This is a genomic window from Promicromonospora sp. NPDC050262 (assembly GCF_040655935.1).
Taxonomy (GTDB): domain Bacteria; phylum Actinomycetota; class Actinomycetes; order Actinomycetales; family Cellulomonadaceae; genus Promicromonospora.
Map to the genome: position 1 here is coordinate 216,251 of NZ_JBFAKX010000008.1, position 16,402 is coordinate 232,652.

Below are 16,402 nucleotides of genomic sequence, written 5' to 3' on the forward strand. Positions count from 1 at the left end.
TCGCGGACCAGCGCGGCCACGGATCGGGGTTAGCGTGTCCGGGTGGAGACGACGGCCCTGATCGCAGCGTGCCTGGCCGTCGTCCTCGGGGCCGGGCTGCAGCGCGTCGCCGGGATGGGCGTCGGCATGGTGGCCGCGCCGGTGCTCACGGTGTTCCTGGGCGCGTCGGTGGGCGTGCTGGTCAGCAACGTGGCCGCGATCGTCACGGCGCTGCTCATCCTGCGGGCGCTGCGGGACGGCGTGGACTGGCGGCGGGTGGTGACGATCCTGCCGCTCATGCTGGTGGGCTCGGTCCTCGGCGCGCTGACGGTCCGCGAGGCCGACACCGCGTGGCTCGACGTGATCGTGGGCGGCTCCGTGCTGCTCGCGCTGGGCGCCTCGGCCCTGCTGCGGCGGCGGGTGCGGATCCAGGGCCGTTCCGTCGCCGTCGTCACCGGCCTGGCGGCGGGCTTCATGAACACGACGTCGGGCGTGGCGGCGCCCGCCTGGACCGCGTACGCGCTGGCCACCCGCTGGGAGCACCGGTCGTTCGCCGCGACGATGCAGCCGCTGCTCGTGGTCATGAACGTCATGTCGGTGGTCACCAAGCTGGGCTTCGGCGCGATCCCGGCCGGCTCCGCCCCCGCGTGGTGGGTCTGGCCGGTGCTGCTCGCCGCCGTGCTCGCCGGGGTGGCGTTCGGCAACGTCCTGGCCCGGCGGCTGCCGACCCCGGTCGCCTCCCGCATCGCGGTCACGGTGGCGGTGGCGGGCGCGGTCACGGCCCTGACCCGGGGCCTCGTCACGATCTGAAGGCTCCCGCGACCCCTATTCATCCTCCGCGAAGACCACGTCGCGCTTGCGGCGGATCGCCGGGAGCACCGCGATGACCAGCGCCAGCACCGCCAGGGTGAGCAGCACCGCCGAGATGGGGCGCGTGAGGAACACCGTGGGGTCGCCGCGGGAGATGAGCAGGGCCCGCCGCAGGTTCTCCTCCAGCATGGGCCCCAGCACGAACCCGAGGAGCAGCGGCGCGGGCTCGCACCCGCAGCGCACCAGCACGAAGCCCAGCACGCCGAAGAACGCCATCGCGAGCACGTCCCACGGGTTCTGGTTCAACGAGTAGGTGCCGATGCACGCGAACACCACGATCACGGGGAACAGCACCGAGTAGGGCACCGACAGCATGCGCACCCACAGCCCGATGAGCGGCAGGTTGAGCAGCACCAGCAGCACGTTGCCGATCCACATGGACGCGATCAGGCCCCAGACGAGAGCCGGCTGCTCGGTCATCACGTCGGGGCCGGGCGTGATGCCCTGGATGATGAACGCGCCCACCATCAGCGCCATCACGGGGTGGGCGGGCAGCCCGAGCGTCAGCAGCGGGATGAACGACGTCTGCGCAGCGGCGTTGTTCGCCGACTCCGGGCCGGCCACGCCCTCGATCGCCCCGTGCCCGAACTCCCCCGGCGTCCGCGAGATCCGCTTCTCCACCGCGTACGACGCGTACGAGGCGAGCACGTGCCCGCCGCCCGGGAGCACGCCCAGCAGCGACCCGAGCCCGGTGGCGCGGAGCACCGGCGCGACGATCCGCCGCAGCTCGGCCCGGCCGGGCCACAGGTTCGCCACGCGGCTGACCATGCGGGTCCGGGTGCGCGGGTCGTGCAGGTTGCGCAGGATCTCCGCGATGCCGAACACGCCGACGGCGACCGCCACGAAGCTCAGCCCCTGGTACAGCTCGCGCACGCCGAAGGTGAACCGCGGCGTGCCCGTGTACAGGTCCTGGCCCACCGTGCCCAGCAGGATGCCGAGCACGATCATCGCGAGCGCCTTGAGCGTGGAGCCGCTCGCCAGCGCGATCGACGCCACGAGGCCGAGCACCACGAGCGAGAAGTACTCGGCGGCCCCGAACGCGAGCGCGGCGCGGGCCAGCGGCGGGGCGGCGACGGCGAGCACCACGGTCGCGACCGTCCCGGCCGCGAACGAGCCGAGCGCCGCCACCGCGAGCGCCACCCCGGCCCGGCCGGAGCGCGCCATCTGGTGCCCGTCGATCGCCGTGACCGCCGCCGACGACTCGCCGGGCAGGTTGAGCAGGATCGCCGTCGTCGACCCGCCGTACTGGGCGCCGTAGTAGATGCCGGCGAGCATGATGAGGGCCGACGTCGGGTCGTCGAACCCGAACGTGATCGGCAGCAGCAGGGCGATGGTCGCCGTGGGCCCGATGCCGGGCAGCACGCCGACGGCGGTGCCGAGCGCGACGCCGAGCAGGCAGAACAGCAGGTTGTGCCATTGGAGCGCCTCGGAGAACCCGAGGGCGAGGTTGTCGAGCAGGTCCATGTCGTCTCTCCTCGTTCCCGCCGGGGGCCTAGCCGCCGAGCCCGTCGCCCAGCAGCGGCAGGCGCAGCTGCAGCAGGACGACGAAGATGACCCAGCTCGCCGCCGTCAGGCCGGCTGCGATCACCAGGGCCTGCAACGGCCTGGTGCCGGGCCGGGCCAGCGCGGCGAGCAGGCCGGTGCCGAAGGTCGCGGGCAGCAGGCCGAGCCCCTCGACCGTGAGCGCGAAGAACACCACGGCGGCGAACACGGCCAGCGTCGGCCGCCACCGGAGACCGGCGAGCGGGCGGGGGTCGGGCGCGGCGTCGTCGGGACGGGCGTCGTGGGGCGCGGCGTCGTCGGGCACGGCGTCGGCTGGCACGACGTCGCCCGGCACGACGTCGGCCACCTCGCCGGGCGCCGGGTCGGGCGCGACGTACGCCTTGACGACGGTCGCGAGGCCGAGCGCGGCGAGCACGAGGCCGAGGGCGAGCGGCACGTACCCCGGGCCCATCTCGAGGAGGGCGCCGAGCTCGTACCCGAGCGCCCCGACGGCGAACGCCGCGCCGAGGCCGAGGAAGATCAGGCCCGCGACGAGGTCGCCCGTCGAACGGGGCCGGAGGGCGCCGATCTCAGCCTCCCTGACCGTCGGCGATGATCCCGCCCCAGGTCGCGATCTGCTCCTCCAGCAGCGCCGCGTGCGCCTCGGGGGTGGCCTGGTCGGCACTCACGGGCGCGGTGCCGAGGTCGGCCATCTGGTCGACGACGCCCTGGTCGGCCAGCGCCACCTGGAGCGCGCCGGTGAGCTTCGCGACGATCTCGTCGGGCGTCTCGGCCGGGACGTACAGGCCGTGCCACACGCTGACCTGGATGTCCGGCTGGCCGCCCTCCGTCGTGGTGGGCAGGTCGGGCAGGGCCTCGATCCGCTCGGGGGTCGTCACCGCGTAGGCCTTGACCTCGCCCGCGGTGATCTGGCCGGTCGTGTTCGTGGTCTGGTCGCACATGAAGTCGACCTGTCCGCCCACGATCTCGGCCATGGCGGGGCCGGTGCCGTCATAGGGCACGGCCGTCAGGTCGACGCCGAGGGCGTCCGTCAGGAGCAGGCCGCACAGGTTGGAGGCGGAGCCCTCGCCGGCGTGCGCCATCGTCACCGTGTCGGCGTTCTCCTGGACGAAGGTGACGAACTCCTCGAAGGTGTCGGGCTCGAAGTCGGCGCGCGCGATGATCGTCATGGGCACCTCGGTGACGAGACCGATCGGCTTGAAGTCGGCCACGGGGTCGTAGGCCAGGTCGGCGTAGAGCGCCGGCGCCGTGGACATGCCGATGTGGTGCATGAGCACGGTGTAGCCGTCCGGCTCGGCCGTCGCGGCCTGTCCGGCTCCGACGGTGCCGCCCGCGCCGTCGACGTTCTGGACCACGAGCTGCACGCCCAGCTCCTCGGCCATGGGCTCGGCGACCATGCGGGTCACGGTGTCGGTGGGGCCGCCGGCGGAGAACGGCACGATCACCTCGATGTCGTCCTCGGGGTAGGCGGCGGGGTCGGAGCCGCCGCCCGAGGAGCAGGCGGCCAGGGCGAGGCTGAGACCGGCGAGCGCACCGAGGTACGCGGCGGCCTTCCGGTGTCTCCGGGGTGCGGCGGGGGTCATGTCCGTCTCCGATCATCGTTGATCTGGCAGAGGTTGATCCGTGGCAGTCGATCCGGTCGAGACCGTGACATTACCGCCCAACATGTGATGTACGCCACAAAGTTCTCATGGCTTGACCTAACGGTGACCTCGTCGGCGAACGATGCCACCCCGGAATGTCAGAGGTGTCCGGAATACTTGCCGCGTGATCCGGATAGTGCGCTCTCTCGCCGTGGGTTTCGCCCTCGCCTGCATCCTGCTGATCGGTCTCCGGCTCGATCACGGCGCCCCGGACTGGTGGCTGCCCGTCGCCCTGGTCGTGAGCATCCTCGCGGTCGCGCTCACGGCAGTGGTGACCACCCTCGTGGGCATCGGCGGGACCAGCGCGTTGCGCACCACGCCGTCGGTCGACGTCGTGGTCACCGCCGAGCGCGAGGGCCGCCTGCACCTGGCCAAGGTGCTGGACATCTCCTCGACCGGGACCGAGATCAACGACGATCCCGTGGCCGAGCTGCGGCTCGCCGTCGCCGCCCGGACCCGCGCCGCGTACACGACGACCACCCGCGCGCTGATCGACAGGACCCGCCTGCCGCAGTTCCAGCCGGGGGCCGTGGTCGTGGTGCTGCAGGAGAAGGCGGACGCCCCCGGCGTGACCCTGCTCCAGTCCCCGCCGCAGTCGTGGCGGGAGAAGGCCGCGCAGGCGGACACGGTCGCCCGCATGGACGAGCCCGACGAGTGGGCGGCGGTGCCCGTGAGCGCGGGCCGCGACGCGCGTGGGTTGGTGAAGATCCCGGCGGTGCTGCTCGCGCTCCTGGTCCTCGTCGGGTTCGCCGCCCGCCTCTACCCCGTGCGCGAGGACGTCGCCGCGGTACTCTCCGGCACGCCGCTGCTGGAGGTCTCCGCGGCCCAGGAGCGGCGCGTCGACCGGGAGGCCAGCACCCTCGACCCGGTGCGCGCGCAGGAGGTCGTCGACGCGTTCGTCGCCGAGGCCGGGGACAGCTCCTTCACTGACGTCGGCCTCGGCAGCACGACGGCGACCGCGACCGTGCCCGCGACCCCCGGCTCCGACAACACCGACGACCTCGTCTGGGCGCGCGGCGACGTGGTGCGGCACGAACCGTCGCCCATCCAGCCGAGCGACGACGAGCTGCCGCTGCGGACCTTCGACGCCGCCGACGTCGACTGGGGCTCGCTCCAGGAGCTCGCCGACCGGCTGCCGCAGCAGGCGGGCTTCGAGCCGGAGGACCTGGTCACCGTCCGGGTCCACGTGCCGAACCCGGCGTTCGGCGACACCGGCCGGGCCTACGAGATCGTCGTCCGGGGCTCCGGCACGTACGACGACGCCTCGGTCACCTACGGGCCCGACGGCGAGGTCGTCGACATGTACGGCGGGGCGAAGGGTTCCGAGGTCGCGCGGTGGGACGCCGACCACTGAGGTCTGTGCCGGAACCCTCGCCGGACGGGGAGGTCAGCGCCGCAGCCGGCGGTCGGAACGCCGCCTGCCGGGCAGCCGCCGGGCCACTCAGACGCCGAGCTTCTCCCGGACCAGCGCGACGACGCGGCCCACGTTGACCGCCCAGCCGACGCCGAAGACGCGCGGCCCGATGACGTGCTCCGCGTCCGGGTCCCACAGCCGTTCCTTGGCGCGCTCCAGCGTCGGGAACCGGAAGTCGTACGGCACCACGGCCGCGACCTTGCCGTTCCACGTGCGTTCTTCCTCCGGAAGGCGCAGCTCCTTGACCACTGCCACGACCGCCAGGCCGATGGTCACGATCGTGACGAGCCGCTTCAGGCCGCCCCCGCGGTGCTTGGTGCTGCCGCCCGACTTGGTGGAGCCCACGACGTCCTCCGGTGCTCGCGGCGCCGGCTCTCGTCGCCGGTGCCTGTCGCCACCATCCTGGGCCACGCGTCAGCAGGTCGCGAACGCAGTTCGGGACGCCGTCGGCGCGACACGCGGCGCGGTCAGCCCAGGGCGGCGACGAGCCGGGCGCACCGGGGCGGGTCCTCGGTGAGGCCGTTGTCCAGACCCCAGACCCAGTAGTCGGTGACCCGCCACAGCGCCCACGCCCGGGCCAGCTCGACGTCGAGCCGCGCGGCCTCGACCAGCACGTCGAACCAGCCGGGGATCTCCCGGTCGGTCATCTCGTCGACCCGGTGCCAGAGCACGTTCACCGCCGTCCGCTCCGCGTCGCCCCGCCTCAGCACGGGGTCGACCACGCACCACCGGCCGTCCCGGTCCCGCAGCACCTGGTCGAAGTGCAGGTCGGTGTTCACCGCCACCGGATCCCGGTCGCCGGCGAGGATCACGGCCGCGGCGTCGGCCGCGAGGTCCAGCACGCCCGGGTCGAACGGCCGGCCCAGGTGCTCCCAGGCGGGGCGCAGGCGCGGGGTCAGGCGGGCCACGTCGTCCACCACGCGGCCGACGCCGGCCGCGACGTCGTCGCCGGCGGGGATCGCGAGGCGCCGAGCGATCCGGCCGATCTCGGCGAACGCGACGTCCAGGGGCTGGCGCGCGAGCGAGCGGTGCGGGTCGAGCCGTTCCAGCAGGAGCACCCCGGCCGCGGGGTCCGCCTCGAGCTCCCCCACCACGCCGTGGCCGCGCCAGAACTCCAGCGCCGTCGAGAGCGCGGCGGTGTCGTCGTCCGGAGGTGTCAGGCGGAGCGCGGCGGGCGACCCGGCCCGGCGCACGGGGACGACCAGCGCGTTCGACCCGTGCAGGGGCGGGCCGTCGACCGTCAGGTCCCAGCGCCGGCACCGGGCGTCCACCAGGCGCGGCAGATCGGCCAGCCACTGTTCCTCGGCGGCCGTCGCGGTCCACCAGCGCGGCATCGCGAGGAAGGTCGCGGGGACCTCGATCACGGCGTCTCCGCGAGGATCACGGCGCCTCCGCGAGCAGCGCGTGCCGGTTGGTCCGGATGAACGCCTTGAGCGCGGTGGGCACCAGGTCGACGTCCGCGAGCGCCTTCTCGTCGCGCAGGTCCACGTGCTCGACGTCGTAGGTGCCGCGCGTCGGCTCCTGGAACTCCGGGCCGGACCGCAGCGCCAGGTCCATGGAGGTCACGCGCGCGAGGAAGTAGTGGTGCACCGCGACGCCCGCGTCCTTGGGCCGGGAGGTCAGGAACACCTGCCGGACGACGTCCGCCGTGGCGCCCAGCTCCTCCATCAGCTCGCGGCGCAGCGCGTCCTCGACGGAGGCGTCCTCGGGTTCGACGCCGCCGCCGGGCGTCACCCAGTACGGCGACCGGCCCCGCACGGTCCGCTTGATCAGCACGAGGCGGCCGGCGTCGTCGAGCAGGATCGCGCGGGCCGAGCGGCGCACCACCACCGGCGGGACGGTGCGGACCGCCTGCGGCTCGTCGACGACGGGCGCCTGGCGCAGGTACCCCTCGAAGAGCGGTCCGCCGGCCGCGTCCAGGGTGGCGCGGGCGACGTCGACCATGGCCTGGTCGTCGTGCCGGGCGGCCACCCAGCGGGCGGCATAGCCCAGGTCCCAGGTGCGCAGCTCGCGCAGCAGCCACTTGCCGCCGCCGTCCCACCGCCCGGCCGCGGCCAGCGCGAGGTGCCCGACCCGCTCCCACAGCACGGACCGCACCACGTCCGCCTCGCCGCCGTCCCGCGCGTACGCGAGGTCGTCCAGCAGGTCCGTGACGCCGTACCGGGCGTCCTCCAGCGCGGTGTCCGACGCCGGACCGGGGCCGGCGTCCAGCAGGGCGCGACAGTCGGCCTGCAGACCGTCGACCGCCCCGGCGGGACCTGCCACGAGCACCCCCGTGGCGATCATGCGCGCCAGCGTGGGCCGTCTCCGGGCCGTCTCCTTGGCGATGAACCAGCGGTGCCCCGCCTCGGTGTTCACGAACAGCTCGACCGGCCAGCCCCGCCAGCGCAGCGCGTCGCGGTGCCCGACGGCGTCGTCCGGCAGGCACACCACGATGTCCAGGTCGGAGCCCGCCGTGCGGGAGCCGGGGTCGAGCACGCTGCCCGCGAGCAGCGCCCAGCGCGCCTCGGGGTAACGGTCGGCCACCAGGGCAGCAGCGTCAGCTCGCGGGTCCACGCCCGTCATCCTTGCGCACGACGAGGGGCCGACACATTCGTTTTCGTGAACCCTGCCCCACGACGAGGTGAACCCGGGTTGGTGAGCCCGGCGTCAGACCACCGACGCGGCGGTCAGTTCCCTACTCGAACGTCGTGCGTGTCCCGGTCGCGACCGCCGGGTAGAAGGCCACCAGCCAGTCCCAGAGCCGGTCCGCCACCTGCGCCGCGTCCCGTCCGGTGGTGTCGATGACCAGGTCCGGTTGAGGCGACTGCGGCGGTTGGCCGTTGTGGAACAACGAGAGCCCTGCCGGGTGCTCGTGCCGGCGCTGGCGGTCCGCGAGGTCGCTGTCGTCCGTCCTGAGCTCGACGATCGCCACGGCCGCCGCGCCCTCCTCACCGAGCGCCGCCAACCGGACCTCGAGGTCTCGGTTGGCCTCCGGCTCGAACGCCTGCCCGTCCACGATCACACCCTGACCGGCCCGCAACATCGCGACGACGGCTGCGTTCATCGCCTTCAGCATGAGCATTCCGTCCGGGCCCGTACGGATCCGCCGGACACGTTCGTGGCCCTCGGCCGCCTCGACCTCCTCGTAACGAAAACCGAGGTCCGAGTGCCGTGCACCCGCCAGCCCGCCTCCCCAGTGATCCGGCACCATGCGGAACAGCTCGTCGAGACCGAACCTCAACAGTGCCGCCTCCGCTCGCTCCTGGATCGCGGTCGTCAGGGTCGACTTCCCTGCGGCGGAAGGACCGTTGATCACCAGGCACAGCGGCTTGACGGGCGAAGGAGAGTTCATGTCAGGCCGCCAGCACCCGGCGCCGGACGCGCGTCACGATGCTCCGGGTCGCGATCTTGTGGAAGCCGGAGTCGATGACAAGCAGGCGGTAGACCGCGCCGAGCACGCCCGGGAAGGTCGCGTCGGTGTGCGCTTCGACCCGCGTGCCGGCGTCGTCGGGCACGAGCCGGAAGGTGAGGGTGTAGACCGAGAACCGGTGGACGCCGTCGAGCACGAGCCGACCCGGCGCGTCCGCCGCCCGGACCCGGAAGCCCGGCACCACGGAACCCGCCGTGAGCGGGCGCGGCCCCTCGGGCCGCCGGTCGCGGCAGCCGATCAGGCGCACGTACCAGGCGGGCCGCCCGAGCACCTCGACCTGGTCCAGGACGGCACGCCACACCACCTCGGGCGGGGCGCCGACCGTCGCGGCGCGCACGTCCCGGTAGCGCCGGGGGCCGACGGCGCCCGAACCGGCGTCCCCCGAACCAACGGCGCCCGGACCCGACTCGCTCGAACCAGCCATGCCCGGACCCTACCCGCGGGCCCGCAGGGTCGGGACCAAAGACCCTGCCGCCGCGACCTCGTAAGACGCACACTCCGAGGTAGGTGAGGGGGCCCGTCCACGGAGGTACCCCATGTCCGCCACCCGCACGATCCTCAGGAGCCTGGCGGCGTTCGGCGGCAGCCTGGCCGTGCTGCTCGGCGGACTCGCCCTCCCTGCCGCCGCCGAGCCGGAGACCCCGGTGTACTTCACGTCCGGATCGACCATGACCCGGGCCGACGGCCTCGGCTTCGACACCTGCACCGCGCCGTCGCTCGCGCAGCTCGCGGCGTGGCAGGGCACGTCGCCGTACAAGGTGGTGAACATCTACTTCGGCGGCAACAACCGCGGCTGCGCCCAGCCGAATCTGACCCGGACGTGGGTGCGCGACGCCGTCGTGGGCGGGTGGAAGCTGCTCCCCACCTACTTCGGCTACCAGCCGTTCTGTAAGTTCGGCAGCAGCAAGCCGAACCGCTACACCGCCACCGACGCCACGGCCCGGGGGAACTCGGACGGCGCGGACGCCGTCACTCAGGCCGCGTCACTGGGCGTGCGGCCGGGCAGCGGCCTGTACGCGGACGTCGAGCACTACGACCGGGCCGACGCGAGCTGCCGGACGGCGGTGCACCGGTACGTGTCGGCGTGGACCAAGACGGTGCACGCCTCGGGGTACCTGGCGGGCGTGTACGCGCACCAGGACTCGGGGATCCGCGACCTCTCCGACGCCTACAACTGGACCACGTACGCCCGCCCGGACGCCGTCTGGATGGCCCGCTGGGACGGCGACCCCTCGCTGACCGGCTGGCCGACGGCGCCGAACGCGCACTGGTCGAACTACCAGCGCGCCAAGCAGTACCAGGGCGACCACACCGAGACCTGGGGCGGGGTGACGATGGCCATCGACTCCGACAACGTCAAGGCGCCCGTCGCCACGGTCGCGCGTACCTACCGCGTGACGAGCACGACGCCGCTGAACGTCCGCAGCGGCCCGGCGGCGTCCTACCCCGCCGTCCGTACCTACCAGCCGGGTGCCACGCTGTTCGTGGTGTGCCAGGCCACCGGGCAGACGGTCGGCACGACGTCGGTGTGGGACCGGCTGACCAACGGGGCGTGGGCGAGCGACTACTACGTCTCGACGCCGTCGAACACCGGGTTCTCCTCGGGGCTGCCGCGGTGCCTCTACCCGGGGCAGGTGACCGTCGACTCGCTCAACGCGCGCACCGGCCCGGGGGCGTCGTTCCCGACCACCGGCAGCCCGCTGCGCCGCGGCGCCCTGGCCCCCGTGATGTGCCAGGCGACGGGGAGCCTTGTGGGCACCACCTCGGTGTGGAACAAGCTGTACGGCAACCGCTGGGTCAGCGACTACTACGTCTCGAACCGGTCGAACACCACGTGGAGCGCTCCGGTGCCGCGCTGTCCGTGAGACCGGGCTGAAGGAGGTCCATCGTGCCGCTCTATGTCATCGAGCGAACCTACGCGGAACGCGTCGAGCCCTACCTGGGCGCCTTCGAGAAGCTCAACGAGATCAACGCCAACGAGGGGGTGCGCTGGCTGTACTCGTTCCTCTCGCTCGACCATCGCAAGTCGTACTGCCTCTACGAGGCGCCGACCGCCGAGCTGATCCTGAGCGCCGCCGCGGCGGCAGGGATCCCGGCGGACCGCGTGGTCGAGGTCGCCGGGCGGATCCTGCCGTCCGGTGCGCTCGAACCGGTCGTCTGAGGGCCCGACCGTCCGACGGTCCCGGCCGTCGGACGTCCTCCGTGTCAGTCGAGCAGGCCCTGGGTCGCCGCGTACCGCGCGGCGCGGGTCCGGTTCTCGCAGCCCGTCTTGAGCAGGATGCTGCGCACGTGGTTGGCGGCCGTGTTCTCGCTGATGACCAGCGAGCGCGCCACCTCGCGGTTGCTCAGTCCCTGCGCCACGAGCCGCAGCACCTCGATCTCACGTTCGGTGAGCCCGTCGGCGCGCCGCGCCCGGACACCGACGGGCTCCCCGAGCGCGGCGTCGAGCATGCGGAGCACCCGTCGTGACCCCACCGACGTGGCGATGCGCCGCGCCTCGGCGGCGAGCGCCCCGACGTCGCAGCCGTCCGCGCCCGTCGTGAGGTGCGCCGCCACGTGCGCGGCCAGGGTGTGAGCCACGTGCAGGTGCGCTCCCATCGCGCGGTCCATCGCCTCGGCCCGCGCGAACTCCGCCTCCCAGCCCTCCGTGCCCAGCAGGGCGTCGAGGGAGCCCAGGTAGCGGTCGGCGCTGCCCATCGCGCTGACGAGCGAGCCGAACATGATGTTGAGCCCGGCGTAGGGTGCGAGCGCGGTGCGCACCACCCGGGCCGCCTCCAGGTCGCCGAGCGCGACCGCCGCGTCGGACAGGAACGCCAGGACGCCCGCGCGGGTACCGGGTGACGACTCGGCTGTCCCGGACTCGATCAGCCACCACAGCGCACGGCGCGCGGCGTCGTGCATCCCGAGCTCGGTGTAGAGCGCGAGCAGGCCGGGCACCCACCGTCCGCCGAAGTCGTCGTCGCCGCTGACGAGCCCGCGGACCTCGTCCAGCTCACCCCGCTCCCGGCGGAGCACGAACTGCTGCACGCCGTACTGGCCATCAGGGCCCACGTGCTCGTCGAGCTCCACGGCATGGCCGATCTCGAGCAGCGCCTCCGACACCTGGGCCGCTCGTGCCAGGCGTCCGGCGGCCAGGTGGTCCGAGAAGTCCACGCAGCCCGCGAGATAGCCGAAGTAGCGCTGGTGGGTGCTCTCGACCGCCAGGCGCAGGTCGGTGAGACCGGCCCGGACGACAGCCGTGTCCCCGCGCTGGTAGCCGAGCAGCGTGCGGTACGAGGCCGCCGGGCCCAGGCGCAAGAGGTCATGGGTTCGCAGGCAGAGCTCGGACAGCTCGATCGCACGGCCGAGCTTGACGTCGGCGTCGGTGACGGCGCTGCCGAGCACGAGCGAGGCGACCAGGACATCCCCGAGCAGGTCATCGCCCCCGAGCTCGCGGGCACGCGTGATCGAGCGCTCGAACAGCACACGGCCCGGCTCGTCCTCGCCGTCGAAGGCGAGCGCGCGGCCCAGGCCCGCCTTCGCGCGGATCCGGAGCTCCTCGTCCTGGTCGTCCGACGAGTCGAGTGCGGCACGCAGCAGCGCGACCGACCTGCCCCCGGCGACGTTGGTCCGCCAGTTGGCGTCCTCGTACTGCACGGCGGCCCGGAGCCTGTGCGCGGACGCCGCGTCGTCCGCGACCGGCTCCGCGAGCGCCCGCGACCGTACGAACGCGCCGGTCAGCATGCGCTCCCGGGAGGCGAGCAGGGTGGCGTCGTCGGCCCGCGCCCTGTCGTCGTCGATCGCCGCGGCGCGCTCGTAGAGGTCGGCGGCCTCGTCGTGCGCCAGGCCCTCCGCCGCCAGGACGGCGGCGAGGCGCAGGTAGCGCACGGCCTCCGCGCGGTGGCCCAGCACATAGGCCGCCTCGAAGTGGTGGGCCACCTGGGCCGCATGCGCGGCGCCGCGGCCGCCGCGCGCCTCGAGCGCGCGGGCGACCCGCAGGTGGAGGACCGTGCGGCGGGCGGACGGCATCGCGCCGAGCACGACGTCCCGCGTGATGGCGTGCCGGAAGCGGACGGCGGTCGGCGCGTCGTCGACCGGTTCGAGCAGGTAGGCGTCGACCGCGGCGTCGAGGTGACCGAGCGCTGCCTCGGGCTGGGTCTCGCCCGCGGCGACCAGCAGGTCCACGTCCACGACGTCGCCGATGACGGCCGCACGCTCGACCGTCCCCCGCGCCTCGGCGTCCAGCGCGCCCAGCCGTGCCTCGACCGCGTCCTGTACCGACGGCGGCATCCGCCCGCCCGGCTGCACGAACCCGGCGGGGCCCTCCGCCGCGAGGGTCTGCACGAGCTCGCGGACGAAGTACGCGTTGCCGCCGGTGCGCTCGCGCAGGTCCACGGCGGCGGTCCGGGCCAGCGCGGCCGGCACGTTCGCCTCCTTCTGGAGATACTCCTCGACGTCCGCCGCGGCGAGCGGCGGCAGGTCGACGCGGCGCACACCGTCGAGCCGGTAGAGGCGGGCCACATGGTTCACGAGGTGGTCGGTCCGGTCGGTCGCGGTCACGCGGTGGGTCGCGACAAGGAGCAGCCGGAGGTCCGCCGTCTGCTCCACGAGGTACGAGAGCAGCTCCCAGGCGGTCTCGCCCGCCCAGTGCACGTCGTCGAGCAGCAGCACGAGCGGCTCGACGGCGGCCGCCGAACGCACCGAGGTGACGACCGCGTCGAGCAGGTCGCGGCGGGACGCGCGGCCTGCCGGACGCTCGCCCACGACCGTGCCCAGGAGCGCGACCGTGCCCGCCACGGCCTGCTCGTCGGGCGACGGGCGGGCCAGCGGGAGCGCGCCGTCGGCGATCGCCGCCCGCATCGCGGCGGCCGGGGCCACGAACGGCTCGTAGGGTGACGCGAGCGTGCTCGGGCACGCGCCGGTGAGCACCGTCACCCCGTCACGCGGCAGCTCGGCCGCGAGCTGGGTCAGGAGGCGCGACTTCCCGGCCCCCGGCTCGCCGCCCACGAATCTGACCTGGCGCGACCCGGCGCGCGCCGCCGCCCAGGCCTCCTGGAGCTGGGCGCGCTCGGCCCGGCGCCCGACGAACCGGCCCCGAGCCGCCTCGCCGCGGCGCGGCTGCTCCTGCGCCGACCAACCGGCCACGTCAGCAACGTTACGCCGGGGCGCTCGAACGGGTCGATGGTCAGATCTGACCATGTGCGCCGGCCCTCGAAGATGGTCCGTTCCGGTCATGTCCCGTCTCGCGCCCGCTCCTAGCGTCGCTCGTACCAGGGCTCCGTCCGGAGGGGTCCGATCACGAAGGAACGGAACCATGACTGGACAGAACCCTCGGGACACGCGTCGCGCCGGCCTGCTGGCGGGCATGCTCGCCGCGGTGGGCGCCGCGACGCTCGCGCTGGGCGCACCGGCCACCGCACGGCCCCTGGAGGACGAGGAGACGAACGGGCCGAGGCTCGTGCTGGGCGGCCGCGCCGCACTGGACAGTGGCGAGCTGGCCGCCGGCGGGTGGTCGATCGTCACCGAGACGCCCGACCGGCTCGTGCTCGTTTCCGGCGCCGCACGCGTCCGCGTCGTCGTCGACGCGGTGGTCGGCCCGACGGCCGACCCGGCCGGCGCGGACGGCCTCGTTCCGGCGCTGGCCGAGGCCCCCGGCATCACGGCGCCGAGGTACCTCGAACGGCCCTCCGGCGCGCTCGCTGTCCTCGACGTCGACTCCTCGGCGAGCGGGGCGTCCTCCTGCACGGCGCTGCCGTGGCAGGCGGACACGGCGAACAGGACCACGCTGACGGGCGAGGGCGACGCCAAGGTGGTGCTGGGCACGCCGTGCACCGTCGAGCGGGCCTACGTGGTCGCCCAGGGCCCGGGCAACCTCCTGGCCGAGGCACAGGCCCCACGTGGCCCGGACGGCGGAGCCGCATCCATGGACGCGGCGGACGCGCTGGTGCTCACGCTGGTCCCTGCCGGGACCCGGGGTGACGGCGCAGCGTCGTCGCTGGGATACGTCCCGCGGTGATCACTCGGTCCCGGCCGGTCCGTGTGACCGGCCGGGCGCACCGTCGTCGACCGGGTCCTCGACCGGCCGGAGGTTGGCGAACAGGTCGTTGAGGGCCTCGGTCATGGACGGGTGGGTGTAGATCTCGTCGCGCAGCTCGCCGGCCGTCACGCCGTGGCGCATGGCGAGCGCGACCGTGTTGATCGTCTCGTGGGCGTCGTGGCTGAGCATCGTGACGCCGAGGATCTGATCGGTCTCGGCGTCGACGACCGCCTTCATGACGCCCCGCGGATCGTGGACGATCCGCGCCCGGGGCACGGTCGCCATGTCGGCGACCCGCCTCCGGGCGACGAGGAGCGGGCGGCCCGACGCGCGGGCCTCGGCCTCGGTGAGGCCGACCCGCGCCAGGGGCGGGGTCATGAAGAGCGCGGAGGCGACGGCCCTGCGGTCCGTGGTGGTGCGGTGGCCCTCCCCGGTGAGGTGGTCGAGCACGATCCGGTGGTCGTCGAGCGAGACATAGGTGTACTGCGGCCCGCCGTTGACGTCACCGACCGCATAGACGTGCGGCTGGGTGGTGCGCAGGTGCTCGTCGACCACGACGGCGCCGCGGGCGTCCGTCCGGATCCCGGCGGCGTCGAGACCGAGACCGGCGGTGTGCGGACGACGTCCCAGCGCGGCGAGCACCGTGTCGCCCCGGACCGTCTGCGGCCCGCCTGCCTGATCGGTGTAGCTGACGACGGCGACGCCGTCCTCGTCGGCGACGCCGGTGACCGTGGCTCCCGTGCGGATCGTGACGCCCGCGTCGGTCAGGATCTCGGTGGCGGTGGCGACGACGTCGTCGTCCTCGGCCCGCAGGATGCGCGGCCCCCGGGCGAGGAGGGTCACGCGCGCGCCGAACGCGGCGTGCATCGACGCGAACTCGACGGCGACGTACCCGCCGCCGAGGACGACGAGCTCGTCGGGCCGTTCGGTGCGGGCGAGCAGCTGGGTGCTGGTGACCACGCGCTCGCTCTCGCGCAGTCCCGGGACCGGCGGGAGCTCGGGATCGGCGCCGGTGTTGACGACGATCGTCCGCGCCGTGACCCGCAGGGTGTCGTCGCCGGCCGTGACGACCAGGGTGTGGGGGTCCGCGAAGGCCGCGGTGCCGGTGATGACGGTCACGGTGTCGAGGGTGTCGAGCATCGCGAAGTTCTTGCCGCGCAACAGCGTGGTCAGGGCGTCGGTGTGCTCCGCGGCGCGGCGGTACCGGTCCGGACCGGGGACGTCGGCCGAGCCGTTCTCGGCGTAGTGCACGAGGGCCTTGGTGGGGACGCACCCAATGTTGATGCACGTCCCGCCGTACATGCGGTCGGACTGCTCGATCATCGCGACGCGGCTGCCGTGGCGGGCCATGGTGGCCGCGAGGGTCTTGCCGCCCTTGCCGAAGCCGACCACCGCGAGGTCGACGTCGAGCTCGGCGGACCGGGTCGTCACGGACTCGTCAGCGAGGTTGGTCATGCGTCGATCTTGCCGGGTGGCCCGGATCACGACCAGCGCGGCGTCCCGGCCCGCCCGTCCCGTCCGGCCGGGTGCGACGATGGGGCTCGTGCAACGACACCCTCGACCGA

General features: G+C 73.9%; 15 protein-coding genes. 5 read left to right on the forward strand and 10 right to left on the reverse strand.

What is annotated here, in order from left to right; genetic code table 11:
• Positions 1-42: 42 nt before the first annotated feature.
• The gene (locus AB0I29_RS14695) at positions 43-789 is read left to right on the forward strand and encodes a sulfite exporter TauE/SafE family protein (RefSeq protein WP_357482481.1); all 747 of its coding nucleotides are present in this window, start codon (positions 43-45) and stop codon (positions 787-789) included.
• A 15-nt stretch (positions 790-804) separates the two neighbouring features.
• Here AB0I29_RS14695 and AB0I29_RS14700 read toward each other — a convergent pair whose 3' ends face one another.
• Genes AB0I29_RS14700 through AB0I29_RS14710 form a run of 3 tightly spaced genes read right to left on the reverse strand, consistent with a single transcriptional unit; the run spans position 805 to position 3,935 of the window.
• A complete protein-coding gene (locus AB0I29_RS14700; protein ID WP_357482483.1) occupies positions 805-2,313 on the reverse strand; it encodes a tripartite tricarboxylate transporter permease in 1,509 nt (502 codons plus the stop codon).
• Positions 2,314-2,341: 28 nt separating this feature from the next.
• Positions 2,342-3,016 (reverse strand): tripartite tricarboxylate transporter TctB family protein, encoded by a 675-nt coding sequence (locus tag AB0I29_RS14705; protein ID WP_357482485.1) that lies wholly within the window; start codon positions 3,014-3,016, stop codon positions 2,342-2,344.
• Positions 2,922-3,935, reverse strand: coding sequence for a tripartite tricarboxylate transporter substrate-binding protein (locus tag AB0I29_RS14710; RefSeq protein WP_357482487.1), 1,014 nt, complete (start codon positions 3,933-3,935; stop codon positions 2,922-2,924). Before AB0I29_RS14710 ends, AB0I29_RS14705 begins: the two co-directional genes overlap by 95 nt.
• 184 nt (positions 3,936-4,119) lie before the next feature.
• Here AB0I29_RS14710 and AB0I29_RS14715 point away from each other — a divergent pair, with 184 nt between their 5' ends.
• Positions 4,120-5,349 carry a hypothetical protein gene (locus AB0I29_RS14715; protein WP_357482489.1) on the forward strand — a complete coding sequence of 410 codons (1,230 nt, stop codon included), beginning with the start codon at positions 4,120-4,122 and terminating at the stop codon, positions 5,347-5,349.
• Positions 5,350-5,436: 87 nt separating this feature from the next.
• On the opposite strand, the gene AB0I29_RS14720 is transcribed toward AB0I29_RS14715, so the two are convergent.
• The 5 genes from AB0I29_RS14720 to AB0I29_RS14740 all read right to left on the reverse strand — a co-directional run bounded on the left by AB0I29_RS14720 (position 5,437) and on the right by AB0I29_RS14740 (position 9,245).
• Positions 5,437-5,754: a DUF5808 domain-containing protein gene (locus tag AB0I29_RS14720; protein WP_357482491.1), complete on the reverse strand. Its 318-nt coding sequence runs from the start codon at positions 5,752-5,754 to the stop codon at positions 5,437-5,439.
• Between the two features lie 122 nt (positions 5,755-5,876).
• Positions 5,877-6,773, reverse strand: a complete 897-nt coding sequence (locus AB0I29_RS14725; RefSeq protein WP_357482493.1) for an aminoglycoside phosphotransferase family protein — start codon at positions 6,771-6,773, stop codon at positions 5,877-5,879.
• Positions 6,774-6,789: 16 nt separating this feature from the next.
• Positions 6,790-7,965, reverse strand: coding sequence for an NUDIX hydrolase (locus AB0I29_RS14730; RefSeq protein ID WP_357482495.1), 1,176 nt, complete (start codon positions 7,963-7,965; stop codon positions 6,790-6,792).
• Positions 7,966-8,086: 121 nt separating this feature from the next.
• Positions 8,087-8,743, reverse strand: a complete 657-nt coding sequence (locus AB0I29_RS14735) for a chloramphenicol phosphotransferase (protein ID WP_357482497.1) — start codon at positions 8,741-8,743, stop codon at positions 8,087-8,089.
• Between the two features lies 1 nt (position 8,744).
• Positions 8,745-9,245, reverse strand: a complete 501-nt coding sequence (locus AB0I29_RS14740) for an SRPBCC family protein (protein ID WP_357482499.1) — start codon at positions 9,243-9,245, stop codon at positions 8,745-8,747.
• Between the two features lie 112 nt (positions 9,246-9,357).
• On the opposite strand from AB0I29_RS14740, the gene AB0I29_RS14745 reads away from it, so the two are divergent.
• Positions 9,358-10,686, forward strand: a complete 1,329-nt coding sequence (locus AB0I29_RS14745; RefSeq protein ID WP_357482501.1) for a glycoside hydrolase domain-containing protein — start codon at positions 9,358-9,360, stop codon at positions 10,684-10,686.
• Between the two features lie 23 nt (positions 10,687-10,709).
• Positions 10,710-10,982 (forward strand): nickel-binding protein, encoded by a 273-nt coding sequence (locus AB0I29_RS14750; protein WP_357482503.1) that lies wholly within the window; start codon positions 10,710-10,712, stop codon positions 10,980-10,982.
• A gap of 44 nt (positions 10,983-11,026) precedes the next feature.
• Here AB0I29_RS14750 and AB0I29_RS14755 read toward each other — a convergent pair whose 3' ends face one another.
• Complete coding sequence (locus tag AB0I29_RS14755; RefSeq protein WP_357482505.1) at positions 11,027-13,945, reverse strand: AAA family ATPase; 2,919 nt, start codon at positions 13,943-13,945, stop codon at positions 11,027-11,029.
• 169 nt (positions 13,946-14,114) lie between these two features.
• Here AB0I29_RS14755 and AB0I29_RS14760 point away from each other — a divergent pair, with 169 nt between their 5' ends.
• Complete coding sequence (locus tag AB0I29_RS14760; RefSeq protein WP_285107243.1) at positions 14,115-14,816, forward strand: hypothetical protein; 702 nt, start codon at positions 14,115-14,117, stop codon at positions 14,814-14,816.
• On the opposite strand, the gene AB0I29_RS14765 is transcribed toward AB0I29_RS14760, so the two are convergent.
• Positions 14,817-16,292: an FAD-dependent oxidoreductase gene (locus tag AB0I29_RS14765; RefSeq protein ID WP_357482508.1), complete on the reverse strand. Its 1,476-nt coding sequence runs from the start codon at positions 16,290-16,292 to the stop codon at positions 14,817-14,819.
• Between the last annotated feature and the right edge of the window lie 110 nt (positions 16,293-16,402).

Coding starts and splice junctions, on each gene's coding strand:
- AB0I29_RS14700 (WP_357482483.1), bottom strand. CDS start 2,313: ATGGACCTGCTCGACAACCTCGCCCTCGGGTTCTCCGAGGCGCTCCAA.
- AB0I29_RS14710 (WP_357482487.1), bottom strand. CDS start 3,935: ATGACCCCCGCCGCACCCCGGAGACACCGGAAGGCCGCCGCGTACCTC.
- AB0I29_RS14735 (WP_357482497.1), bottom strand. CDS start 8,743: ATGAACTCTCCTTCGCCCGTCAAGCCGCTGTGCCTGGTGATCAACGGT.
- AB0I29_RS14740 (WP_357482499.1), bottom strand. CDS start 9,245: ATGGCTGGTTCGAGCGAGTCGGGTCCGGGCGCCGTTGGTTCGGGGGAC.
- AB0I29_RS14745 (WP_357482501.1), top strand. CDS start 9,358: ATGTCCGCCACCCGCACGATCCTCAGGAGCCTGGCGGCGTTCGGCGGC.
- AB0I29_RS14760 (WP_285107243.1), top strand. CDS start 14,115: ATGACTGGACAGAACCCTCGGGACACGCGTCGCGCCGGCCTGCTGGCG.
- AB0I29_RS14765 (WP_357482508.1), bottom strand. CDS start 16,292: ATGACCAACCTCGCTGACGAGTCCGTGACGACCCGGTCCGCCGAGCTC.